Raw genomic sequence first — 21,079 nt, forward strand, 5'->3', positions numbered from 1 at the left:
GCGGTTGGCGTTGCAACCCCTGGGCGGAGCGGCACAGGCCATGACGGCGATGACGGACGGGACCCTGATCCCGGTTTTCACCCACCCCTCACCCGCGGTCCGGCGGGTGCCGATGGACCGGCCCTGGCACTGGCTGCGGCTGGGGTGGGACGACATGGTGGCGACGCCCGCCATCAGCCTGGGCTATGGCCTGATACTGGCGGCGGTGGGCTTCTTCGCCACGGCCGTGGCCATCCTGGACGGCTGGCTGGCCCTGCTGCTGCCGCTGACCGGCGGCTTCATGCTGCTGGCGCCCCTGCTGTCCGTCACCTTCTACGAGGCGTCGCGCCGGCGCGAGCGGGGGTTGCCGCCCGACGCCGCCGCCTGTCTGAACGCCTGGCGCGGCAACCTGTCCGCCATCGGCGCCTTCGGCGTGGTGCTGCTGCTGATGCACCTGTTCTGGGTGCGGCTGGCCACCCTGCTCTACGCCCTGATGCTAGGCGAGGTGCATGTGCCGCCGGACGGCTTGGCCGCCGCGCTGCTGACCCCGGCGGCCCTGCCCTTCCTGATCGTCGGCACCCTGCTGGGCGCCGCCCTGGCGCTGGCCACCTTCACCATCAGCGTGGTGACCCTGCCCCTGCTGCTGGACCGCGACGTCGGCGTCCTCACCGCCGTCGCCACCAGCATCACGGCGGTGCGGGCCAGCCCGCGCGCCATGCTGCTGTGGGCCGCCCTGATCGCGGGGGCCGTGGCACTGGGCATGGTCACGCTGTTCATCGGCCTGGTGCCGCTGCTGCCCCTGATCGGGCACGCCAGCTGGCACGCCTACCGCGACGTGGTGCGGCTGCCGGTGGAAGTGAGGCCGGTCACACCAGAGGCATGAGGCCCAATCTCACGTCACCTAGGATGCGACCGCATCCGCCGGACCTTTTCGGGGAGCGGCAGCGGACTGAAAAGGGAGGATAGCCAAGGCGGCGGATGCCGCCGTCCGGCGATTGAGGGAACACGCTCAGCTGAACTGCAACATGGACGGCGCCTTGTCGATGATCTCTTCCAGGATCATCTCCGCCGTCTCCAGCTCGCTGCGGATGGATTCGTTCAAGCGGCTGGCGTATTCCGGCTTGCGCAGCTTTTCGCTGGCCTCATAGAGGCTGCGCAACTCCGTCACGAAGATCTCGCGGGCGCCCAGGGGCAGCACGGTCTTGGCCGACAGCACGAAGAAGAAGCGCATGCTGGCCCGCACCAGCAGACTCAGCATCAGGGTGTCCAGCTGGGCGTAGCGCTCGCGCACGTCATCCACGGGGCCGTCCATGCTGCGCAGGCGGCCTTCCACCAGGATGCACAGGGCCCGGAACTCCCCCACCTTGTTGCGGAAGGCGTTGTAGGCCTCGAAGCTGTCGCGGGCGGCCGCCGCCTCGGCCTGCTTGGCCAGTTGGGTGGATTCGCGCGCCTGACGCTCCAACGCGTCCAGCAGGCCCACCACTTCCTTGCGGGAATAGACGCGTCTGACCACCGGTATGCCATCCTGTCGCTAGGGCACCGCACCACCCTTGTATACTCAGGCCACCCGGTGGATCAAAGCGCTGCCGACGGGCGGGCCGGCATGCGCGGAGGGATGGAGCCGCCCGGGCAGCACTTCTCACGGCGCCGGCGACAGCGTCCCCTCGGTGAACAGCGTGAAGGACGGCTGTGGGCCCGGCGGCGCGATCTCGAACCGGACGGCCAGGCGGCCGCCCGCCAGCCCCTCGTATGTCAGGCGGAAGGTGGGGGCCACCGGCGCCGGATCACTGGTGAACTGGACGCGCCGGCCCGGCGCCAATTCCGTCACGTGATAATGGATGACGTGCCCGGCCGTGTCGAAGAAATCGGCGCGCAGGCGTCCGTCCTCCGCATACATGGTCATGACCATGTCCAGGTCGCCGCCCTCGGCCATGTGGGTGCGGTCGCGGCGCACCAGCAGGCTGCCGTTCAGGTCGGGCCTGATCTCCGACGTGCCCCCCTGATTGGGCCGCGCACCGGCAGCGGGGTCGGCGACGCGCTCGCCCACCAGGAAGGAGAGGGCCGCCAGCGACTCCGCCGCCTTCGCCCGGGGCATCAACGCCGCCACCGCCAGCGCGGCCGCGGCCAATCCGCGCTCAAACCGCCTCATCGTACGCCTCCTTCAGCCAGGCCAGCACTTCGGCATCCACGTCGGCCACGGCCGCCAGCTTCACCCGGTGGGTGAACATGGCGTTGAAACTGCCGGACGCCTCCAGCCGGCCTTCCGGGGGACGGGACTTCAACACCAGGCCCAGGTCGAGGCGGGTGCGGGTCGATGGCTGGATCAAGGCGAACTGCTTGCGCCGGCGGATGCTGACATTGGCCTTCTTGGGCGCCACCTCGACGTCGGGCCCAAGAGCCATCACCGCCGCGACCAGCGCGTCATGGAGGGGACGCAGCCCCGCCTTGCCCTCGAACAAATGCGCCACGGGATCGTCGGCCGAGCGCGGTGCCGCGTCAGCCAAGGCGCGCTTGGCGACATGGTTGGCATAGCCGTGGCCGAAGCCATGCTCCGCTTTCAGCCAAGTCACCATTTCCCCGTGCTTGGTCAGGCCCTGCGCCCGGATGCGTCCCACCCACACGGCCACCGGCTGCCCCGACGCCGCCTCGATGTTCCGTTCCATTGTCGCGATCGCGTCTTCCACCGACGCCATGGCCGCCCCCATTCTTGTTCCTGGCTTTGGCACCCGCACCGTCTTCCCGGGAGCCAGCGCCGTCATGCATTCTATGGTCAGCCTGTTGACAGCATGGTGGCAAGATGGCGCGTCGCGCGGAAAGGTTGTTGATCCTGCTGGACCTGCTGCGAGGCCGCCCGGTGGTGACGGCGGCCACCCTGGCGGAGGCTCTGGAGGTTTCCCCCCGCACAGTCTATCGCGACATCGAGGCGCTGCTGGCCGCCGGCGTCCCCATCCGGGGAGAGGCCGGTGTCGGCTTCAGTCTGGGCCAGGGCTATTTCCTGCCGCCCCTGACCCTGACGGAGGACGAGGCGGAGATCCTAGCCTTCGGCGCCCGGGTGCTGAGCATCTGGAGCGACGGCGCCCTGGCGGCGCAGGCGGAGATGGCGCTGACCAAGATCCGGGCCGTGCTGCCCAAGGCTGCCCGCGACAGCGCGGCGCGGGAGATCCTCTGGGCGCCCCCCTGGGTGACCCGCCACCCGCCGGCGGTGGACCTGCTGCAGTTGAAGCGCGCCGCCCAGCGGCGGCAGTACCTGCGCATCACTTATGAAACCTTGAACGGCACCCTGAGCGAGCGATCGGTCCGCCCCCTGTCGCTCAGCTTTTTCGGGCCTGTGTGGCTGCTGATCGCCTGGTGCGAATTGAAAGCGGACTTCCGCTGCTTCCGCTTGGACCGCCTGCGGGCTTCCGAGGTGCTGGACCAGACGTTCCGGGATGAGCCGGGCAAGCGCCTGGCCGACTTCCGCCGCGCCAAGGGCGAGGCGGCGGCGCGGGAGATGGCCAGCAGCGGGGTTTAGTCCAGCGCTGCCAGCCGCACCGGCCGTTCCTGGCGCGACACCGGCAGTTGCGACAGGGTCAGCGCGATGCGCCGCCGCAGGAAGGGGGTGCCGATAATCAGGGGCAGGAGGTGACGGCGCAGCAGCCGGCCCCACCAGCCGTCGGCCAGCAGGCCGACGCGGGAAATCAGGTCGGTGCCGCGCAGCACGCCACGCGCCACGGGCAGGCGGTCCTGGGCGTAGCGGTCCAGCACGCCCTCGTCCTTCCGCCCTCGCCCGCCCCGGCGCAGCGCCTCCGTCAGGCGGGCACCCAGGTTCAGGGCGTCCTGGATGCCGGTGTTCATGCCCTGGCCGCCGGCCGGGCTGTGAATATGGGCGGCGTCGCCGGCCAGGAACACCCGGCCGTGGCGCAGCCGCCGCACCATGCGGTGATGGATGGTGAAGCGGGTCAGCCAGGTGGCCTCCCCCAGCACCAGGGGCAGGCCGGACACGGCGCAGGCAAGCGTGCTGAAGGCGGCCAGGTCGATCTCCGCCTCCGGCACCGGCGGATCGCCCTTGGGGATCACCACCAGGCGGCACAGCGTGGGATGATCCGCATCCTTCATCGGGAAAAAGGCCATGGCCCCCGCCTCCGTGCTGAAGAAGCGCACGGAGTCGTGGCCCAAATCCCCATGCCCCGGGCCCCAGTCCAGCGTCACGTCGGCCAGCAGGAAGGTGCCGGGATAGGAGCCACCGGCGAAACCGGCGCCCACCTGGTGGCGCACTACGCTGTGGGCGCCGTCGCAACCGGCGACATAGGCGGCGCGCACCAGCTCGATGCCGCCATCGGGCCGGCGCACCTCGCACTGCACGCCGTCGCCGTCCTGCCGCAGGCCGGCCAACTCATGGTTCCAATCGACGGCGACGTTGAAGGCCGCCGCCTGCTCCGCCAGCAGGCGCTCCGTCTCTCCCTGCGGCAAGACCAGGACGAAGTTATAGGGACTGGGCAGGCCGCCCAGGTCCACCGGGATGGGACGCCGGTCGCCCAGATGGAAATGCACGGTGCGAACCGGCTGGCCCGTGGCCACCATGCGGGCCGGCAGGCCCACGCCGAACACGTCCGACAGCGCCTCCAGCGTGCCGGCGTGCACGCCCAGCGCCTTCGATTTCTGGGAGCGGCCCGCCGCCTTGTCGATCACCCGAACGGGCACGCCAGTGCGGCCCAGCATGGCCGCCAGCGCCAGGCCCGTGGGACCGGCCCCCACCACCAGGACCGCCACATCCATATCGCTGCTCAAGTCCGCGTCCTCCCACCCGGTTCCCAGGAACTGGCCGCTTACTTCTTGTTAGTTCTCTGCCGATATGCTCCCGCTTCACGCGCGCCGCAATGCGCACCTTGGCAATAGGGCGCCTTTACAAGTTCAAGGGGTGCGCCCGGGGATTAAGGTGGACGGCCAACGGCGCCTGAGGGTAAGCATGATGCCGGTTTGTTCTGCTGCCGAACCGGCGTTAAAAGCATTGAGAGGGCGTTCAGTCAATGGAACAGGCGATCGTCACCGTTCAGAACCTCGCCGGCTTGGCGCAAAGCGCCCAGGCGGGCCTGCCGCTGGGCAAGGACGCCCTGCTGTTCGGCGAGGACGGCACGGTGCGGCTCAACCGCGACCGTTCGCCCTCACGCCACCATTTCTACCTGGACGGCCTGCTGTTCCACGTCTCGATCACGCCGCAGGATGAAAGCACCCTGTTCCAGATTTGGGCCGAGGTCGGCTTCCTGCCCTACACCATCGAGGCACCGGAGAAGCGCGCCAAGCTTCAGTCCATCCTGCGCGCCACGGCCAGCCTGCGCACCGCCCGCTTCATCGTCGATGAACAGCAGAAGGTGCTGGTGCTGAGCCAGCAGGACGTGCCGGGCCATGTCAGCCTGACCGACCTGATGTATGAAACGGTGCAGTTCATCCAGGAGGCGCGGCCCTACCTGCGCATCTTCGGCAGCTATCTGTGAATAAGAATAGGCGCCCGTACCTGACCGGAGTGCGCCATGCTTGAGATCATGCTGGGCGGCTTTATGCTCATCGCAATGGTCTTAATCGTGCTGGAATATTCCCTGCTTTTCATAGCTTTTCGTGTGCTGAAAAACGGTGCCGCACGAGTGGTGGCTCTCGGTCTATCCTTCGCTGCCGCATTAGGCGCCTACCACTTTATCGGCACCCTCACAGATTGGTTTACCAGTCACGAAGGCCGATTGCTCTACGCCATTCCAGCGGTCGGACCGGCTATCGGACTGGTCTTTCTTCTGGTCCGGTTCACCAAAAAACTCGATGCCATGGACGAACAGAATTCACAATAATTCCGCCTACCACAGCAGCTCGTAGCATCCAAAAATCAACCGCCGCCGGCTGGTCGCTTGGGGCTGAATAAACCAACCCCAGGACCTTTCGAAACCATCAATGATGCCCGCCGGCGCCCGCCTGCCCCCCGCCCGCCTGGCCGGTCGTGGTCGGCAGGATGAAGATCTGGCCGGGGTAGATCAGGTTGGGGTCGCGGATCTGGTCCTGGTTGGCGTCGAAGATGGTGGTGTACTGGATGCCCTCGCCATAGAGGTGGCGGGCCAGGGTCCACAGATTGTTGCCGGCCACCACCACCACGGCGCGGCTGTCGCTGTCGGCGATGGGCTGGCGCTCGAACGTCACCTCGGCGCGGGCCGCCACCTTGCCATCGGCCCCCACCTGGTCGACGCGCAGGGTGTAGCGGCCGGGGTCGATCAGGCGTTCCGGGGTGATGGTCCAGCGGCCCTGCAGGTCGGCCGTGGCGTGGCCCACCAGCGTGTTGTCCAGGTACAGCTGCACCTCCGCCTTGGCCGGGGCGTCGCCACCCACGGTGACGGCGCCGGCGCGGTTGTAGTCGATGGTGTCGATGGCGACGGCCAGCGACTTGTCGGACTTGACCGGGCTTTGCAGCACGCGGCTGCCGCCCTGGCGCGGGGTGACGACGGCCAGGGCCCCGCCGGTCTCGTTCTGCTTGCGGCCGGCGATGTCGCGCTTGGCGTCCGGCACCACCAGGGTCACCGTCTCATCTGCCGCGACCTCGGTGCCCTCCGCCGTCTTCATCTTCAGGGACAGGGTGCGAGAACCGGGGGTCAGCGCCTGGGTGGGGGTCAGGACCCATTCGCCGCGCTTGTCGGCGGTGACCGTGCCCAATTCCTTGTCACCGTCGGAAATGGTAACCGCGGCGCCCGGCATGGCGCGGCCGGCGATGACCGCAGTGCCGTCGGGGCTGACGCGCACCACATCGAAGGTGGGAACCGCGCTGGGGCCGGACGGGGCCTCGGCCACGGCCGGGGCGGCGGTTTGCGTCGTGCCGGCGGTGCGATCGGCCTGCATGTGGGACAAGCCCCAGACCAGCAGCGCCAGCGCGCCCACGCCGACAACGGCGGCAATGACCTTGTTCTGCGTCACAGTCGGTTCCTTTGTCATTATCCCGGCGGCTGACCCCCGGCCGCCGGTTCATGAGCCCCCCAAGCAATCCTGGATGGGATCCTGGATGCGATCCCGGGTGCCGTTCCGGAATAGCCCGGTGGCGCCCGCGCGATCAAGCCTGGAAGATCGCCGCGTCAGGCGAAAACGACCAAACCCGCCACCAGTCCCGCCGCGACGGCGGCCAGCAGGCCGGCCCGCCACAGCGGCACCCAGCCGTGGCCCACGCCCGCCTCCCCCTCGCCGGGCAGGAAGGTAAGGCGTTTCCACCCCGTGACCATGGGGCGCACCAGGTTCTCGCGCTTGACCACCAGATAGAACAGCACCGCCGCCACGTGGACGGCGACCACGATCTGGATCAGGCTGAAGTTGGCATGGTGCAGCCGCCGCGCCAGCTTGGCGGCTGAGGCGCCGACGCGATGGGCCAGCGGTCCCTCCTCCATCCCGTCGTCGTCCACGGCGAACAGGCCGGTGCCCACCTGGGCCAACAGCACCAGCAGCAGGACGACCACGGCCCAGCCGCCCAGCGCGTTGTGCCCCCGCTGCGGCGGCAGCGGGCCGGGGCTCGCCATGTGCCGCAGGTGGCTCAGCACCGCCGCCGGCCCCTTCAGGAAACGGGCGAAGCGCGCCTGGTCGCTGCCCATCACCCCCCAGAACAGGCGGAACAGCAGCAGGGCCAGGGCGGCGTAGCCCAGCTTGAAATGCAGGGCGAGGTTGTCATGGGCGGCCGTCCACCACAGGCCGGCCAGATCGGCGACCAGCAGCCAATGGAACAGCCGGATGGGCAGGTCCCATACCGGGACGCCGCCCTTGCCCGCGGGCGTCATGCCCGGCTTACTTCTTCTGCCGGTAGGTTTCGTGGCATTGCTTGCAGGTGCCGCCCACGGCCTGCACCGCCTGGCCGATGGCGGCCTTGTCGGCGGTGGCCGGCAGGGCCAGGATCTTGTCCAGCGCCTGGGCCAGGTCGGTGAAGCCCTGGCGGAACTTGGCGTTCTCCTGCCAGATCACGGGCAGGGCCTCGCTGTCGCCCACGCCCACGTCCGTACCCTCGGTGAACTGGTCGGGCAGGCCCTTGGTCACGGCCTCCATGGCGGCGGCGGCGGCGGCGACGTCCTGGGCGGTGCCCTTGTCGTCCTTCAGGTAGCCCATGAAGACCTTCATGCCGCCGCCCAGCTTCTTCATGTCCTGCTGGCGGGCCTTGACGATTTCGGCCGGGTCCAGCGCGGCGTGGGCGACGCTGCCCCCCAGCAGGGCGGCGGCCAGGGCCAGGCCGGCGGCGACCCGCGCAGCGGAACCGGTGCGAAAGGCTTGCGGGACATCACGAAAAGCACGCGGCATTCTTCTCTCCTGCCCTGATTGTAACCACTTATCTCTATGGCCTTGCCCGCCACCCGTCCGGGTCGCCTAATGCCATCCGCCGCCTTGCACGGCCTGCCGGATGGCTTGCAGTCGGCCCGCAAGGATGGTGTAACGGGCCGTCACCCGTCCGGCAAGCCCCGCTGGCGGTCAGCGGACGGCGGCATCCCGGGCGGGGATAAGGGGATTACAGCCCATCCCGCCCGTTCCATAAGGATGAGAGGAATGTCCAAGGTGCGTAGCGTCTGTGTCTATTGCGGGTCCTCGGGCCAGGTGTCGGAGGAATACAAGAAGGCCGCCCACGACCTGGGCACCCTGATCGGCAACGCCGGCCTGCGGCTGGTCTATGGCGGCGGCCGCGTGGGCCTGATGGGCATCACCGCCGACGCCGCCCTGGCGGCGGGCGGCGAGGTGGTGGGCATCATCCCCGACCACATCCAGGTGCGCGAGGTCGACCACGGCGGCCTGACCGAACTGCACGTCGTGGACAGCATGCACACGCGCAAGCGCATGATGGTGGAGAAGTCCGACGCCTTCGTCGTCATGCCCGGTGGCCTGGGCACTCTGGACGAAGCGTTCGAGATCATCACCTGGCGCCAGCTGGGCCTGCACGACAAGCCGGTGGTCATCGCCAACATCGGCGGTTACTGGGATCCGCTGCGCGACCTGCTGACCCACATCCGCGCCACCGGTTTCGGCCGGGGCGAAATCGAGAGCTATTTCACCTTCGTCGACAGCGTCCACGCCATCCTGCCGGCCCTGCGCCGCGCGCCGGACGCCCAGCAGAAGATCGCGGTGGAACGGCTGTAGCCGGTTTCAAGGGCACGCGGCCCCGGTTTCATCGGGGGGACACCGTTGCGGGGACCGCACGCCGGTTCCCCGCCCCGCTTGCTTGATCGCCGGGCCCGAATGGGCTCTTATACCGGCCGTCCGATATACTGGTCGCCCAATCGCGGTCGTTTCTTACCCGGGAAACGGCTCTGGCATATCGAGGCGCGCTCAAACGCGGCGCCGGCTGTCATAAAAATTACCTATACGCAGAAGGCATTGAGAATGCAGAAGATCAAGGTTGCCAATCCCGTCGTCGAGCTTGATGGCGATGAGATGACCCGCATCATTTGGCAGTTCATCAAAGACAAGCTGATCCTGCCCTACCTCGACATCGACCTGAAGTACTTCGACCTGGGCATCGAGCATCGCGACGCCACCAACGACCAGGTGACCGTGGACGCGGCCGAGGCCATCAAGAAGTACGGCGTGGGCGTGAAGTGCGCGACCATCACCCCGGACGAGGCCCGCGTGGCCGAGTTCAGCCTGAAGAAGATGTGGAAGTCGCCCAACGGCACCATCCGCAACATCCTGGGCGGCACCGTCTTCCGTGAGCCCATCATCTGCAAGAACGTGCCGCGCTTGGTGCCGGGCTGGACCAAGCCCATCGTCATCGGCCGTCACGCCTTCGGCGACCAGTACCGCGCCACCGACTTCAAGGTGCCCGGCGCCGGCAAGCTGACCATGACCTTCACCCCCGACGACGGCGGCGAGGCCATCACCTACGACGTGTTCAAGTTCCCCGAGGCCGGCGTGGCCATGGGCATGTACAACCTGGACGAATCGATCGCCGGCTTCGCCCGCGCCTGCTTCAACTACGGCCTGCAGCGCGGCTATCCGGTGTACCTGTCCACGAAGAACACCATCCTCAAGGCCTATGACGGCCGCTTCAAGGACATCTTCCAGGAAATCTTCGACGCCGAGTTCGCCGAGCGGTTCAAGGCCAAGGGCATCGTCTACGAGCACCGCCTGATCGACGACATGGTCGCCTCCGCCCTGAAGTGGGACGGCGCCTTCGTCTGGGCCTGCAAGAACTACGACGGCGACGTGCAGTCCGACACCGTGGCCCAGGGCTTCGGCTCGCTGGGCCTGATGACCTCGGTACTGCTGACCCCCGACGGCAAGACCGTAGAGGCCGAGGCCGCCCACGGCACGGTGACCCGCCACTATCGTGAGCACCAGAAGGGCCGCCCCACCTCCACCAACCCCATCGCCTCCATCTTCGCGTGGACGCAGGGCCTGGCCTATCGTGGCCAGTTCGACGGTACGCCGGAGGTCACCAACTTCGCCAAGACGCTGGAGAAGGTGTGCGTGGAGACGGTCGAGTCCGGCTTCATGACCAAGGACCTGGCCATCCTGATCGGCCCGGACCAGCCCTGGCTGACCACCCAGGACTTCCTGGCCAAGCTGGACGAGAACCTGCGCAAGGCCATGGGCTTCGACGCCTGAGGCCTCTCAACGGTTCCGATGTGACAGAAACGCCGGGCGGCACACCACCGCCCGGCGTTTTCTTTTGGCTGGCGTATTCGTCGACTCAGCCGGCCTTGAGCACCTGGGCCACTTGGTCCGGCATGGCGGCGATGACCTTCAAGTAGGACAGGGTCGGGCCGTCAGGTCGAGCGCGTCCCTGTTCCCAATCTCGTAGGGTACCTACGGGGATGCCGTAGCGATTGGCGAACTTGTCCTGGGACAGGCCGGTCGCCTTGCGGATGCGCGCGACTTGGCCGGCGACAAGGCCGCGAGAGAATTCCTCGTCCGTCATGGGCACGGCATCGGGGTCCGCCTCGGCCGCCGCCGTCACCTCGTCATCGCTCAGACCGTCCAAAGCCTGAAAGTCCGGTTGGGGAAGCGTATAGGGTTCCGTACGTCCATCGGGGAAGACGCGCACGAAGGAGCCATCCGCCAAGCGCTTAAAGGAGATGGGCATGGTATCGCCTGGTTTCCCGGTCATTCGCCTTCCTCACACTGATGAAGCGGTAGACGCCATCGCGCTCAGTGAAAACCGCTACCCAAACCCGCCCCGCGACTTGACCATGGCATTGGACGCGCACCTCGCCATATAGGGCCCTGGTATCAACAACATCCAACCGGCGCTCGTCCAGAACCACCAAGGCACCGAAGGCCAGGGGAACACGGTGTTTCAGTTGATTGGCCGCATCCTTGGCCGGGTCGATCTCAAAGTTCATCAACGAACCCAGCCATAAGTCGCGGGTATCATATCAATGTGCGGATATCCCGTATAGCGATTAAGCCGCCATCACCGCATGATCGGCTGACCGGGCCCCAAAAGCAAAACCCCCGCCGTCGCCGGCGGGGGTTCGCTTGATTCCGTGTGAGGACCAGTGTCTCAGGCCATGACCAGCTTGCGCTCGTCATCCCGCTTCTTGGCGGGCTGGTAGGCCATCTGCGCGTGTTCGCGGCAATAGGGCATGCCGGGCAGCGAGGGGCAGCCGCAGAAATGGAAATCGGCGTGCTTGGGATCGCCCACCGGCCATTTGCACATGCGCTCGTTCAGCGACAGGATGGTGGCGCCGCGCGTGGGCTTCTTCTTGATGGGCGACGGCCGGCCCGAGAGGCCCAGCCGGTGCGCCTTGCCGATCACCGCATTGCGGGTCACGTTGCCCAGCAGGTCGGCGATCTCGCTGGCGCTCATGCCCTGGCCCCACAGCTGGCGCAGGCGCTCGATACGCTCGTCAGTCCAACTCATCGACGCTTTTTCTTCTTCCATCGAAGCCCTCGCTCCTTAGCCCCCGAGATCGGCGGGCGCGCAAAAACATGCCGTCACCGCCGAGCGTCCCGCTCCAGCAGTCGATACCGGGAAATTTCCCATCAACAAGATTTGGTATCGAGATGCGTGTGACACTACCAAACTTGCCAAAGCCTGAACAGGTGATTCCGACTCGTTTTTTGACCGCGGATACAGAATCCACATCGAAGATCCGCAGGCAACCTGGGGAAACCCGCTGCCCCTCCCCTTAGTGGGTATATCCCAGGAACAGCCACTATTCCTAGCGGGCCCACTCTCGTTCATCCCCTATTAAAGGGGAGTTAAGAGGGAACGGGCGCCCTCCAAAATGGCGACGGGCATGGGAGCGATCCCATGCCCGCCTGCTTACGCGCCCCCTTACTGGCCGGCGGCGGCGGAGAAGCCGTTGGCGCCGTCGAAGGTGTAGAGGTTGGAGCTCTGGACGAAGTCCAGGCCTTCCTTGGCGACCCGGGCCAGCAGCTCGGCCACCTGGCCGTGCTTCAGCTCATCGGCGCCGTCGGCCATGACGCGGCAGCGCCAATGGTCGGTGCAGAAGGTTTCCGGCGCGCCGTCCGGCCACACCTTCTGGCCGCGGTTGGACACCATCACCAGCTTCAGGCCCGCGGGGATCAGCGGCTGGAACAGCGCGGCCATGTCGTCGCCGGTGCCGCCCTTGCGCTCCAGGAACACGTCCACGCCCACCAGCTTCTTGGTCTGGGCCGGGGCGCCCTTCAGGGCGATGCCGCTGAAGCTGCTGGCGACGCCGGCCGGGTAGCTGGCGGGCACCAGGGTGGCCGGGCGATCGCCCAGGCGGTCGATCAGGTTGGCGGCGAAGTCACGGGTGCCGATGCGGGCCTTGCTGACGCCGCGCTTGAAAATGTCGACGGTGTGGATGCCGTCCTCGATCATCTTCAGCCAGGCGTTATGGATGCGCTCAGCCGCTTCCGACTGGCCGATGTGGACCAGCATCATGACCGAGGCCAGCAGCAGGCCCGAGGGGTTGGCGATACCCTTGCCGGCGATGGTGGGGGCGGAGCCGTGGATGGCCTCGAACATGGCGCACTGGTCACCGATGTTGGAGGAACCGGCCAGGCCGACCGAGCCGGTGATCTGGGCGGCGATGTCGGAGATGATGTCGCCGTACAGGTTCAGGGTGACGATGACGTCGAAGTGCTCCGGCGTGTCCGCCAGGCGGGCGGCGCCGATGTCGACGATCATGCTCTCCGCCTCGATGTCCGGATACTCGGCGGCGATCTCGTCGAAGACCCGATGGAACAGGCCATCGGAGATCTTCATGATGTTGTCCTTCACGAAGGCCGTCACCTTGCGGCGATGGTTGGCCCGCGCGTATTCGAAGGCGTAACGGATGATCTTTTCCGAACCGGGGCGGGAGATCAGCTTCACCGCCTGGGTCACGTCCTGCGTCTGGCGGTATTCGATGCCGGCATACAGGTCTTCCTCGTTCTCGCGCACGATGACCACGTCCATGGACGGGTGCTTGGTGGCGACGAAGGGGGAGTAGGAGACGCAGGGGCGGATATTGGCATACAGGCCCAGGGCGCCGCGGATGGTCACGTTCAGCGACTTGTAGCCGCCGCCCTGCGGGGTGGTGATCGGGGCCTTCAGGAACACCTTGGTGCGGCGGAGGCTTTCCCAGGCGCTGGGCTCCATGCCGTTCATGATGCCCCGGCGATAGACGCTCTCGCCGATCTGGATTTCCTCATACTCGAGGTTGGCGCCGCTGGCGGCCAACACCTCAAGGGTGGCGTCCATGATCTCGGGGCCGATACCGTCGCCGCGCGCGATGGTGATCTTGGTCGGAGAATTCATCTTCTCTTTCATCCTTGGCACTAGCACCTTTCCCCAACCATCGGGGGACATGGCGCGGTTTGGGGGGCGCGGTTTGGGGCACGGTCTGGGAAGGCCGCCCGCGTCCGGCTCAAAATTTTTGAGCCCGCGCGGACACTATGCCGGGACGCCCGGCGCGGCAACTGTGCTTTGGGCGTCCCTGCCCCCCTGCACTTGCGTGGGTGGGTGCCAAGAAACGTTAATAAATCAATGGCTAAGTTCCCGCATGCCCGCCTCCAGCCCCTGCAGGGTCAAGGGGTACATGCGGCCTTCCATCAAATTTTTAATTAGGCCGATGCTGGCGGTGTAGGGCCAGTACCCTTCGCTGACCGGGTTCAGCCAGATGGCGCGGCGGTAGACGTCCAGCAGCCGCCGCAGCCACACCTGCCCCGCCTCCTGGTTCCAGTGCTCCACCGCGCCGCCGGCGTGGGTGATCTCATAGGGGCTCATGCTGGCGTCGCCCACGAAGATCAGCTTGTAGTCCGCCGGGTAGGTGTGCAGAACGTCGACGGTCGACATCTGCTCCGTCCGCCGGCGGCGGTTATCCTTCCACACGCCCTCATAGACGCAATTGTGGAAGTAGAAATACTCCAGATGCTTGAATTCCCCCTTGGCGGCGGAGAACAGCTCCTCGCACAGGCGGATGTGGTCGTCCATGGAACCGCCCACGTCCAGGAACAGCAGCACCTTGACCGCGTTGTGCCGTTCGGGGCGCAGCTTCAGGTCCAGATGGCCGGCGTTGGCCGCCGTGGCGCGGATGGTGTCGGGCAGGTCCAGCACCTCGGCCGCCCCGGTACGGGCGAACTTGCGCAGGCGGCGTAGCGCCACCTTGATGTTGCGGGTGCCCAATTCCACCGTGTCGTCCAGGTTGCGGAACTCGCGCCGGTCCCAGACCTTCACGGCGCGGCGGTGGCGGCTGCCCTCCTGCCCGATGCGCACGCCCTCCGGATTGTAGCCATAGGCGCCGAAGGGCGAGGTACCGGCCGTCCCGATCCACTTGGACCCGCCCTGGTGGCGGCCGTGCTGCTCCTTCAGGCGCTGGGCCAGCGTCTCCATCAGCTTTTCCCAGCCGCCCAGTGCCTGGATCTGCGCCTTCTCCTCCTCCGTCAGGTGCCGCTCGGCCAGCTTGCGCAGCCAGTCTTCCGGCAACTCGCGCGCGGCGACATCGCCACCATCCCCGGCCACCGCCCCTTCCAGCCCTTTGAAGACCTGGCCGAAGACGACGTCGAAGCGGTCCAGGTTGCGCTCATCCTTCACCAGGATGGTGCGGGACAAATGGTAGAAGTCCTCCACGCTGTAGCCCGCGACATGCGCGGACATGGCCTCCATCAAGGCCAGATACTCCCGCAAGGTCACGGGAATTCGGGCCTGGCGCAGCTGGAAGAAGAAGGTGCTGAACATGGGGCCAGTCTACGCGACGGCGGGCCCGGGGGCCAGGGGGTGCGGGGCCAAGGGGGCGTGGGGCCAAGGGCGCGCGGGGCGGCTGCATTCCACCTGAATTTCCACGTAGGATTGGCGGCGCCCATACCGTATAGGTAGCATCCCTTCCCCGGCCTCGCGCTCCGGTCCCAGTTCGCCGTTGAAAAGTTCCCCGGCCCAAAGACTCCCCTGCCAAAAGCCCCCCGCCCAAGGTTATCCAGCATGAGATCGAAATGGCATAGGACAGGCGGGGCGGGGACCGTTGGATGGTAGCGGTCACGCGCCGAAAGGGCCGGGTGTCTGACGGCACGGCGGGCCTTCTTCTGTGTCTGGTCCTGGTCCTTTGCCTGGCATGCCCGGCACGGGCCGGCCACCTGACCATCGACATGATGGTGGGCAGCCGGGACAAGCACACCGCCTGGAGCGCCCTGCTCGACCGCTTCGCCGCCGCCAACCCGGACATCCAGATCACCCATCGCGAAGTGCCCATGGACCTCTACTGGCAGCGGGTTGGCGCCAAGGCCGGCGGGCCCGACGCGCCGGATGTCGCGTTCTGGGACTCGGGCAAGGCGTTGCGGGACGGCTATGTCCGGCGGATGGTGGCGCCCCTGCCCTCGGATCTGGCCCGGCTGGTGCGCGACCGGTTCAGCCCGCCGGCCGTCGATGCCGTCACCGTGGGCGCCAAGGTCGTGGCCGTGCCCCTGTCGACCTACCCCTGGGGCTTCTTTTACCGCAAATCCCTGTTCCAGCGTCTGAACCTGGCGCCGCCCCGCACCTGGGAAGAGTTGCTGGCCGTGGCGGCGCACCTGAAGGCTGCGGGGGTCACCCCCTTCGCCTATGGTGCGCAGGAGAACTGGCCGCTGTTCGCCTGGTTCGACTACCTGGACCTGCGTCTGAACGGGCTGGACTTCCATCGTCGCCTGCTGGCGGGCCAAATCCCCTTCACCGACCCGGCCGCGCACGCGGTGATGGCGCGATGGAGGCTGCTGCTGGACCGGGGATACTTCCACGTGCCCCAGCCCGGGGACAACTGGCGCGATACCCTGCCCTATTTCTATCACCAGCAGGTGGGCATGCTGTTGCTGGGCGGGTTCGCCGCCATGCACTTCTCGCCCCTGGTGCGCGATGACGTGGGCTTCATTCCCTTCCCCACACTGACCCCCGGCATGCCCCGCTATGAGGACGCGCCGCAGGACGTGCTGGTGGTGGCCCCCCGGGCCGCCGCGCGGCCCGAGGTTCAGCGCTTCGTGCGCTTCCTGGCGGAGACGGCGGAACTGGACCGTTTCAACACCGATCTCGCCATGGTGTCACCGCTGCGCGATGGGCAGAGGGACACGGGCCCCGCACCGGCGGGCGCCGGCACCTTCTTCGAGAACGCGGGGCGGCAGGTGCTGGAGGATGCGGCCGGCTTCGCCGCCTACTTCGACCGCGACGCCACCGCGCCGCTGACCGCGGTGGCCGGCCGCATCTTCCGCCGCTTCATGGCCCCGCCGTACGACATCGACGCGGCCCTGGCGGAGCTGGAACACGCCAGGACGCAGGAGACCGGGGCGGTGCAGTTGGGCGGGCACTGAGGTTGCCAGGGGCGCCGCGATCTCGAGGCGGCACCGCCGGCACCCAGTCTGCAAGCCCCCCCTTGTCCTCAGCGCACGAGCACCTGCGCCGCCTCCTTGGTCTTGTCCATGGCGGCAGCCACCTGGCTGATGGCGGCGGAAATGGCCGTGACGTTGGTCGTCACCGTGGAGACGGCGCTGGAGGCGCTGTGCATGTTGGTGGACATGCTGCGCGTGACGGCGCTCTGTTCCTCCACGGCGGCGGCCGTGCCGGACACATGCTCACGCACGGTGGACACCGCCTCACGGATGGCGTTCAGGGCGCCCGCGACCTCGGCGGAGGTGGACTGTATCCCTTCGATTTCCCCCGAAATCTGCTCGGTGGCCTTGGCAGACTGGTTGGCCAGGTTCTTGACCTCGCTGGCCACGACGGCGAAGCCCTTGCCCGCCTCGCCGGCGCGGGCCGCCTCGATGGTGGCGTTCAGAGCCAGCAGGTTGATCTGGCCGGCGATGTTGTTGATCAGCCCGACGATGCCGTTCATGGCCTGGGCCGCCGCCGCCAGCCGGTCGGTGCTTTCACCCACCTGCACGGTGCGGTCGAACGCGCTGTCGGTGGCGGTGCGGGCGCGCGACATGCTCTGCGAGATCTCGGCGATGGAGGCCGCCAGCTCCTCGGCGCTGGCCGCCACCATCTGCACGCTGCTGGCCGTGGTGCCCGCCGCGACCCCGGCCGACGAGGCCTCGCGCGTCGACTGGCCGATCGCCCGTTCAATCTCGCCGAAGTTCTGGTCGATCAGGACCTTCAGGTTGTTCAGGAGGTTGACCTGCGCCGTCACGTCCACAGCGAATTTCACGACCTTGGTCACCTGGCCCTTTTCATCGAAGATCGGGTTGTAGGCACCCTCGATCCAGACGGCCTTGCCGGACTTGGAGACGCGCTTGAACTGCGCGGCCTTGAACTCGCCGCGTTTCAGCGATTCCCAGAACTGGCGGTACTCCGCCGTGGCGCCGTAGTCGCGATCGACGAACATCTGATGATGCTTGCCCACGACCTCCTCCAGGCGATACTCCATGACCGCCAGGAAATTGTCGTTGGCCTTGGTGATGATGCCGTCGGTGGTGAATTCGATGACGGCCTGCGACCGGCGGATGGCGGCGATCTGCCCGGCGTAATCCAGGTTCTCAAGCCGCTCCTTGGCGTCCGCCCACTCGACCACGAAGCCGATGCGCCGGCCGCCCTCATTCAGCGGCGTGACCAGCAGGTCGAACTGGTGGCTGGCGACCTTGATGGTGGCGGCGTGAGGCTTGGCCAGCTTGGCCAGCATGCCCCGCTGATGCGCCGGGTTCTTGTGGAAGATGTCGATGTTGCTGCCCACCAGGCGGTCCACGTTCAGACGCGGCAATTCCTTGCGCAGGTCCTGCTCCACATCCCGAAGCAAGGCGACCACGGATGGATTCACGTAGACGATATTGAGATCCTCGTCCGCCACCATCACCTTGGCGCGAAGGGCGTCAATGGCCGCGATTTTACGATTGATGGCGCCGTTGTTTTTTGAAAATCCAAACATCTCTCTTCCCCGCTTTCCTGTTGTGCCGCTTTTTTTTCCAGCCCAAGAAGTCGGCATCGTGGCAGTGCATGCGCCGGGGCGGGCCGCGTTCATTCAGGAACGCCTCCCACCCCGGACCCTGGTCCTAAGTCATTCCCACCTCACGCGGCGCGGATTTCGCGCAGGAAGGTGTCAACCTGCTGCTTGAGCAGTTCGCCGTTCTTGCTGAGATCGTTGGCCGCCGTGTGCACCTCCCCGGCTGCGCCCCCGGTCTCCTGCGCCGCGTCGCTGACGCGCGAGATGGTCTGGCTGACGTCGCTGGTCCCCTGGGCCGCCTGCTGGACGTTGCGCGTGATCTCATTGGTGGTGGCGGCCTGTTCCTCCACCGCCGAGGCGATGGTGGTGGCGGCCTGGTCGACCTGGTTGATGATCTCCACGATGCCCTGGATCGACTGGGCCGAGGTTTCCGTGGCCGCCTGCATGCCGGCGATCTGCGCCCGGATCTCCTCCGTGGCCTGGGCCGTCTGGGTGGCCAGAGACTTCACCTCGGACGCGACGATGGCGAAGCCCTTGCCGGCATCTCCGGCGCGGGCCGCCTCGATGGTGGCGTTCAGGGCCAGGAGATTGGTGCGGCTGGCGATGTCGTTGATCAGGGTCACCACCTCGCCGATGCGCTGGGCCGATTGCATCAGGCCCTGCACTTCCTCATTGGTCCGCCCGGCCTGGCCGACGGCGCTGGAAATCATCTGGCTGGACCGCGAGACCTGCAGGGTGATTTCCTGGATGGAGGCGGACAGTTCTTCCGTCGCCGCCGCCACCGTCTGCACATTCTGTGTCGCCTGCATGGAGGCGGCGGCAACGGTGCCCGCCTCACGCGCCACATGACCGGAAGAGGAATTCAGGGTCTGCGCCGTGGCCAGCAGTTCCGTGGCCTGGGCCGTCACGCCGTTGACGATGCCACCCACCCGGCTTTCGAAGGCGCCGGCCAGGTCCAGCATCGCCTGCCGGCGCTCTTTCTCCGCGCGCTGCTTCAGTGCCTCCTGCTCCGTCCGCAGCCGGTCCGCCTCCAGCATGTTGTCCTTGAAGACAGCGACGGCCCGGGCCATGCCGCCGACCTCGTCCTCGCGGTCACGGGCCGGCACCTCCACCCGGGTGTCGCCATCCGCCAAGCGCTGCATCACGGCGGTCATGCCGACGATGGGTGCAGCCACCGACCGGGTCAGTCCCCAAGCCATGACGACGGCGAGAAGGATGGACAGGCCGCTGCTGACCAGCGCGACGGTCATGGCCGTCGTGAGCGCGTCGGCCTGGACCGTCGCCCGCTGTCCCAGCAGGTCGCGCTCCACCTTGTCGATCTCCGCCACCTTGGCGCGGATGGGATCCATATGCACCTTGCCGATGCCGCTGGCCGCCAGCTTGCGCGCCTGCTCGATGGTTTCCGGCTTGGCCATCAGCCCGATTTCCGCGTCCGCCACCTCTTGCCGCCACGCTTGCTCCAGCCGGCGCAACTCATCCAGGCGCGCCTGCTGCGCGGCGTTGTCCGCGGTCAGGGACTTGACCTCCGCGAACGCCGCCTCGAATGCCACCTGACCCTTCTGATACGGCTCCAGGAACTTGGCGTCGGCACCGATCAGATAGCCGCGCAGGCCAGATTCCCGATCGACCATGGCCGCCATGACGTGGCCAAGCCGTTCCAGCACCTTGTAGGTATGGTCGGTCCACTGCGTCGTGTCGCGAATGGTGGATAGCGCCCGGTAGTTGATGCCCGAGGCGATCAAGGTGATGGCGACGATGATCGTGAAAGCGGCCGCCAGCTTCCGCCCGACCTTCATGCTGGATAGTAAGTTCATCGTTTCGAGCCTGAGGGGTTAATCCGAAGGCGGACAGGATTGCCTCTTAGGCATTAAGGAAACGCTAACGCACACAACGAAGCAAAGTGAATTTTGTATATTCGTAAGTATACATGGAAAAATTATAGCCCAAATCTCTAGCCTTTATTTATTCTCTCTCTCGCAATAACTGCATTATATATTTGTATTTCGGAAGTAAACGAAAATGAAACCGGTTGCACTCCGAGAGAATTCAAAATGCATCGGTGAGTAAATATATTGTATACAGGATAAATTATCGGAAAATGCACGGACCCCCTGCCTGCAGCCAGCCCGCGGCGTACCTCCAAGGATGTCAGGGGCTCTGCGTGGTCGCCTCAGGCCGCAACAGGCGGGCCATACGCACGGGCGAGGGTTCGGTGGGATCGCGATAGGCGCGGTGCAAGGCCGCCACTGGGCGATAGGCGCTGGCGGCCAGGCTCTGGCCGATGACGATCAGCCGGGCTACGGCAGCGGTCCGCATCCGATCCCTCTGCGCTGCCAGATCAGCGGGCAGGCCTGCCAGCAGGGCGCCGGCGTAGCGGGTGTAAAGCCCCAGATCCCGCCCCCCGCCCCGGCCATCGAAGGCCTGCAGTCCCAGGATCGTGCCGGGCGGGGTTTCAGCCCCAACTAGCGTTTCAGGGACAGGCACCGATTTGGGTGTCCACAGCGCCTGATACCCCGCCACGCAGGTGGCCGTGGGCACCGGCGTTGGATGCGCCGGCATCAGGCCCAGCATCCGGGCGAAGGAGGGAAGCCGGTCCACCACCGGGGCGGCGTTCACCGCGTCGGCGCACACCATCTCCAGCCCCAAACCGGCCCCGGCATAGGCGACCTGGGGCACCGCCGCCAATCCGCCCAGCAAGAACGCCACCATCCACCGCCGCATGACACCGGCAACCATGACCGGAATCCTTCGCTCACTGTTGAGATGTCAACAGTGATAGCGCAAACACATGGGACTGTGCTGTGATGAATGTTGCAGTGCACACA

Annotated in this window: 22 protein-coding genes; 7 read left to right on the plus strand and 15 right to left on the minus strand. The window is 66.7% G+C overall.

Features of this window, described 5'->3' with window-relative positions:
* The first annotated feature begins 40 nt into the window (after positions 1-40).
* Positions 41-862: a DUF2189 domain-containing protein gene (locus tag FBZ87_RS06980; RefSeq protein ID WP_246134276.1), complete on the plus strand. Its 822-nt coding sequence runs from the start codon at positions 41-43 to the stop codon at positions 860-862.
* Positions 863-988: 126 nt separating this feature from the next.
* Here FBZ87_RS06980 and FBZ87_RS06985 read toward each other — a convergent pair whose 3' ends face one another.
* From FBZ87_RS06985 to FBZ87_RS06995, 3 genes are all read right to left on the minus strand, one after another.
* Positions 989-1,492 (minus strand): hypothetical protein, encoded by a 504-nt coding sequence (locus FBZ87_RS06985; RefSeq protein WP_040849387.1) that lies wholly within the window; start codon positions 1,490-1,492, stop codon positions 989-991.
* Between the two features lie 126 nt (positions 1,493-1,618).
* The gene (locus FBZ87_RS06990; protein ID WP_145609589.1) at positions 1,619-2,128 is read right to left on the minus strand and encodes a hypothetical protein; all 510 of its coding nucleotides are present in this window, start codon (positions 2,126-2,128) and stop codon (positions 1,619-1,621) included.
* The gene (locus FBZ87_RS06995) at positions 2,115-2,672 is read right to left on the minus strand and encodes a DUF5655 domain-containing protein (protein ID WP_145609590.1); all 558 of its coding nucleotides are present in this window, start codon (positions 2,670-2,672) and stop codon (positions 2,115-2,117) included. The genes FBZ87_RS06990 and FBZ87_RS06995 overlap by 14 nt, the downstream gene beginning before the upstream one ends.
* A gap of 104 nt (positions 2,673-2,776) precedes the next feature.
* Here FBZ87_RS06995 and FBZ87_RS07000 point away from each other — a divergent pair, with 104 nt between their 5' ends.
* Entirely contained in the window at positions 2,777-3,490 is a 714-nt protein-coding gene (locus FBZ87_RS07000; RefSeq protein ID WP_145609591.1) for a helix-turn-helix transcriptional regulator, read from the plus strand.
* Here the strand turns inward: FBZ87_RS07000 and FBZ87_RS07005 are convergent.
* Entirely contained in the window at positions 3,487-4,746 is a 1,260-nt protein-coding gene (locus tag FBZ87_RS07005; RefSeq protein ID WP_145609592.1) for an FAD-dependent monooxygenase, read from the minus strand. The genes FBZ87_RS07000 and FBZ87_RS07005 overlap by 4 nt on opposite strands.
* A gap of 239 nt (positions 4,747-4,985) precedes the next feature.
* On the opposite strand from FBZ87_RS07005, the gene FBZ87_RS07010 reads away from it, so the two are divergent.
* Together FBZ87_RS07010 and FBZ87_RS07015 are read left to right on the plus strand one after the other, a co-directional pair.
* Entirely contained in the window at positions 4,986-5,450 is a 465-nt protein-coding gene (locus FBZ87_RS07010) for a hypothetical protein (protein ID WP_040849383.1), read from the plus strand.
* A 36-nt stretch (positions 5,451-5,486) separates the two neighbouring features.
* Positions 5,487-5,795: a hypothetical protein gene (locus FBZ87_RS07015; protein ID WP_145609593.1), complete on the plus strand. Its 309-nt coding sequence runs from the start codon at positions 5,487-5,489 to the stop codon at positions 5,793-5,795.
* A gap of 97 nt (positions 5,796-5,892) precedes the next feature.
* Here the strand turns inward: FBZ87_RS07015 and FBZ87_RS07020 are convergent, their stop codons facing one another.
* From FBZ87_RS07020 to FBZ87_RS07030, 3 genes are all read right to left on the minus strand, one after another.
* The gene (locus FBZ87_RS07020) at positions 5,893-6,903 is read right to left on the minus strand and encodes a LysM peptidoglycan-binding domain-containing protein (protein ID WP_145609594.1); all 1,011 of its coding nucleotides are present in this window, start codon (positions 6,901-6,903) and stop codon (positions 5,893-5,895) included.
* A 155-nt stretch (positions 6,904-7,058) separates the two neighbouring features.
* A complete protein-coding gene (locus tag FBZ87_RS07025; protein WP_145609595.1) occupies positions 7,059-7,748 on the minus strand; it encodes a cytochrome b/b6 domain-containing protein in 690 nt (229 codons plus the stop codon).
* A 7-nt stretch (positions 7,749-7,755) separates the two neighbouring features.
* A complete protein-coding gene (locus tag FBZ87_RS07030) occupies positions 7,756-8,259 on the minus strand; it encodes a c-type cytochrome (protein WP_145609596.1) in 504 nt (167 codons plus the stop codon).
* Between the two features lie 243 nt (positions 8,260-8,502).
* Between FBZ87_RS07030 and FBZ87_RS07035 the strand changes: the two genes are divergently transcribed.
* Together FBZ87_RS07035 and FBZ87_RS07040 are read left to right on the plus strand one after the other, a co-directional pair.
* On the plus strand, positions 8,503-9,087 hold the full coding sequence (locus FBZ87_RS07035; protein WP_145609597.1) for an LOG family protein: 585 nt from the start codon (positions 8,503-8,505) through the stop codon (positions 9,085-9,087).
* 243 nt (positions 9,088-9,330) lie between these two features.
* Positions 9,331-10,554, plus strand: coding sequence for an NADP-dependent isocitrate dehydrogenase (locus tag FBZ87_RS07040; protein WP_145609598.1), 1,224 nt, complete (start codon positions 9,331-9,333; stop codon positions 10,552-10,554).
* 85 nt (positions 10,555-10,639) lie between these two features.
* Here FBZ87_RS07040 and FBZ87_RS29620 read toward each other — a convergent pair whose 3' ends face one another.
* From FBZ87_RS29620 to FBZ87_RS07065, 5 genes are all read right to left on the minus strand, one after another.
* Positions 10,640-11,032 (minus strand): helix-turn-helix domain-containing protein, encoded by a 393-nt coding sequence (locus FBZ87_RS29620; protein WP_145609599.1) that lies wholly within the window; start codon positions 11,030-11,032, stop codon positions 10,640-10,642.
* On the minus strand, positions 11,016-11,291 hold the full coding sequence (locus tag FBZ87_RS07050; protein ID WP_145609600.1) for a BrnT family toxin: 276 nt from the start codon (positions 11,289-11,291) through the stop codon (positions 11,016-11,018). The genes FBZ87_RS29620 and FBZ87_RS07050 overlap by 17 nt, the downstream gene beginning before the upstream one ends.
* 161 nt (positions 11,292-11,452) lie before the next feature.
* Positions 11,453-11,812 (minus strand): GcrA family cell cycle regulator, encoded by a 360-nt coding sequence (locus tag FBZ87_RS07055; protein ID WP_004272076.1) that lies wholly within the window; start codon positions 11,810-11,812, stop codon positions 11,453-11,455.
* Positions 11,813-12,229: 417 nt separating this feature from the next.
* The gene (locus FBZ87_RS07060) at positions 12,230-13,681 is read right to left on the minus strand and encodes an NADP-dependent isocitrate dehydrogenase (RefSeq protein ID WP_145609601.1); all 1,452 of its coding nucleotides are present in this window, start codon (positions 13,679-13,681) and stop codon (positions 12,230-12,232) included.
* 225 nt (positions 13,682-13,906) lie between these two features.
* Positions 13,907-15,100, minus strand: a complete 1,194-nt coding sequence (locus FBZ87_RS07065) for a vWA domain-containing protein (RefSeq protein WP_145609602.1) — start codon at positions 15,098-15,100, stop codon at positions 13,907-13,909.
* Between the two features lie 284 nt (positions 15,101-15,384).
* Between FBZ87_RS07065 and FBZ87_RS07070 the strand changes: the two genes are divergently transcribed.
* Positions 15,385-16,692, plus strand: a complete 1,308-nt coding sequence (locus FBZ87_RS07070; protein ID WP_145609603.1) for an ABC transporter substrate-binding protein — start codon at positions 15,385-15,387, stop codon at positions 16,690-16,692.
* A 68-nt stretch (positions 16,693-16,760) separates the two neighbouring features.
* Here the strand turns inward: FBZ87_RS07070 and FBZ87_RS07075 are convergent, their stop codons facing one another.
* The 3 genes from FBZ87_RS07075 to FBZ87_RS07085 all read right to left on the minus strand — a co-directional run bounded on the left by FBZ87_RS07075 (position 16,761) and on the right by FBZ87_RS07085 (position 20,990).
* Positions 16,761-18,239, minus strand: coding sequence for a methyl-accepting chemotaxis protein (locus tag FBZ87_RS07075; RefSeq protein ID WP_145609604.1), 1,479 nt, complete (start codon positions 18,237-18,239; stop codon positions 16,761-16,763).
* 140 nt (positions 18,240-18,379) lie between these two features.
* Positions 18,380-20,068, minus strand: coding sequence for a methyl-accepting chemotaxis protein (locus FBZ87_RS07080; protein WP_246134277.1), 1,689 nt, complete (start codon positions 20,066-20,068; stop codon positions 18,380-18,382).
* A 334-nt stretch (positions 20,069-20,402) separates the two neighbouring features.
* The gene (locus tag FBZ87_RS07085; protein WP_145609605.1) at positions 20,403-20,990 is read right to left on the minus strand and encodes a hypothetical protein; all 588 of its coding nucleotides are present in this window, start codon (positions 20,988-20,990) and stop codon (positions 20,403-20,405) included.
* Between the last annotated feature and the right edge of the window lie 89 nt (positions 20,991-21,079).

It is taken from the genome of Nitrospirillum amazonense, from assembly GCF_007828035.1.
GTDB lineage: Bacteria > Pseudomonadota > Alphaproteobacteria > Azospirillales > Azospirillaceae > Nitrospirillum > Nitrospirillum amazonense.

Bases quoted from the DNA above. Each gene is read 5' to 3' on its own strand.
- FBZ87_RS06980 (WP_246134276.1), top strand. From the start codon at position 41: ATGACGGCGATGACGGACGGGACCCTGATCCCGGTTTTCACCCACCCC.
- FBZ87_RS06990 (WP_145609589.1), bottom strand. From the start codon at position 2,128: ATGAGGCGGTTTGAGCGCGGATTGGCCGCGGCCGCGCTGGCGGTGGCG.
- FBZ87_RS06995 (WP_145609590.1), bottom strand. From the start codon at position 2,672: ATGGCGTCGGTGGAAGACGCGATCGCGACAATGGAACGGAACATCGAG.
- FBZ87_RS07000 (WP_145609591.1), top strand. From the start codon at position 2,777: ATGGCGCGTCGCGCGGAAAGGTTGTTGATCCTGCTGGACCTGCTGCGA.
- FBZ87_RS07010 (WP_040849383.1), top strand. From the start codon at position 4,986: ATGGAACAGGCGATCGTCACCGTTCAGAACCTCGCCGGCTTGGCGCAA.
- FBZ87_RS07015 (WP_145609593.1), top strand. From the start codon at position 5,487: ATGCTTGAGATCATGCTGGGCGGCTTTATGCTCATCGCAATGGTCTTA.
- FBZ87_RS07025 (WP_145609595.1), bottom strand. From the start codon at position 7,748: ATGACGCCCGCGGGCAAGGGCGGCGTCCCGGTATGGGACCTGCCCATC.
- FBZ87_RS07030 (WP_145609596.1), bottom strand. From the start codon at position 8,259: ATGCCGCGTGCTTTTCGTGATGTCCCGCAAGCCTTTCGCACCGGTTCC.
- FBZ87_RS07035 (WP_145609597.1), top strand. From the start codon at position 8,503: ATGTCCAAGGTGCGTAGCGTCTGTGTCTATTGCGGGTCCTCGGGCCAG.
- FBZ87_RS07040 (WP_145609598.1), top strand. From the start codon at position 9,331: ATGCAGAAGATCAAGGTTGCCAATCCCGTCGTCGAGCTTGATGGCGAT.
- FBZ87_RS29620 (WP_145609599.1), bottom strand. From the start codon at position 11,032: ATGCCCATCTCCTTTAAGCGCTTGGCGGATGGCTCCTTCGTGCGCGTC.
- FBZ87_RS07050 (WP_145609600.1), bottom strand. From the start codon at position 11,291: ATGAACTTTGAGATCGACCCGGCCAAGGATGCGGCCAATCAACTGAAA.
- FBZ87_RS07055 (WP_004272076.1), bottom strand. From the start codon at position 11,812: ATGAGTTGGACTGACGAGCGTATCGAGCGCCTGCGCCAGCTGTGGGGC.
- FBZ87_RS07060 (WP_145609601.1), bottom strand. From the start codon at position 13,681: ATGAATTCTCCGACCAAGATCACCATCGCGCGCGGCGACGGTATCGGC.
- FBZ87_RS07065 (WP_145609602.1), bottom strand. From the start codon at position 15,100: ATGTTCAGCACCTTCTTCTTCCAGCTGCGCCAGGCCCGAATTCCCGTG.
- FBZ87_RS07070 (WP_145609603.1), top strand. From the start codon at position 15,385: ATGGTAGCGGTCACGCGCCGAAAGGGCCGGGTGTCTGACGGCACGGCG.
- FBZ87_RS07075 (WP_145609604.1), bottom strand. From the start codon at position 18,239: ATGTTTGGATTTTCAAAAAACAACGGCGCCATCAATCGTAAAATCGCG.
- FBZ87_RS07080 (WP_246134277.1), bottom strand. From the start codon at position 20,068: ATGAACTTACTATCCAGCATGAAGGTCGGGCGGAAGCTGGCGGCCGCT.
- FBZ87_RS07085 (WP_145609605.1), bottom strand. From the start codon at position 20,990: ATGGTTGCCGGTGTCATGCGGCGGTGGATGGTGGCGTTCTTGCTGGGC.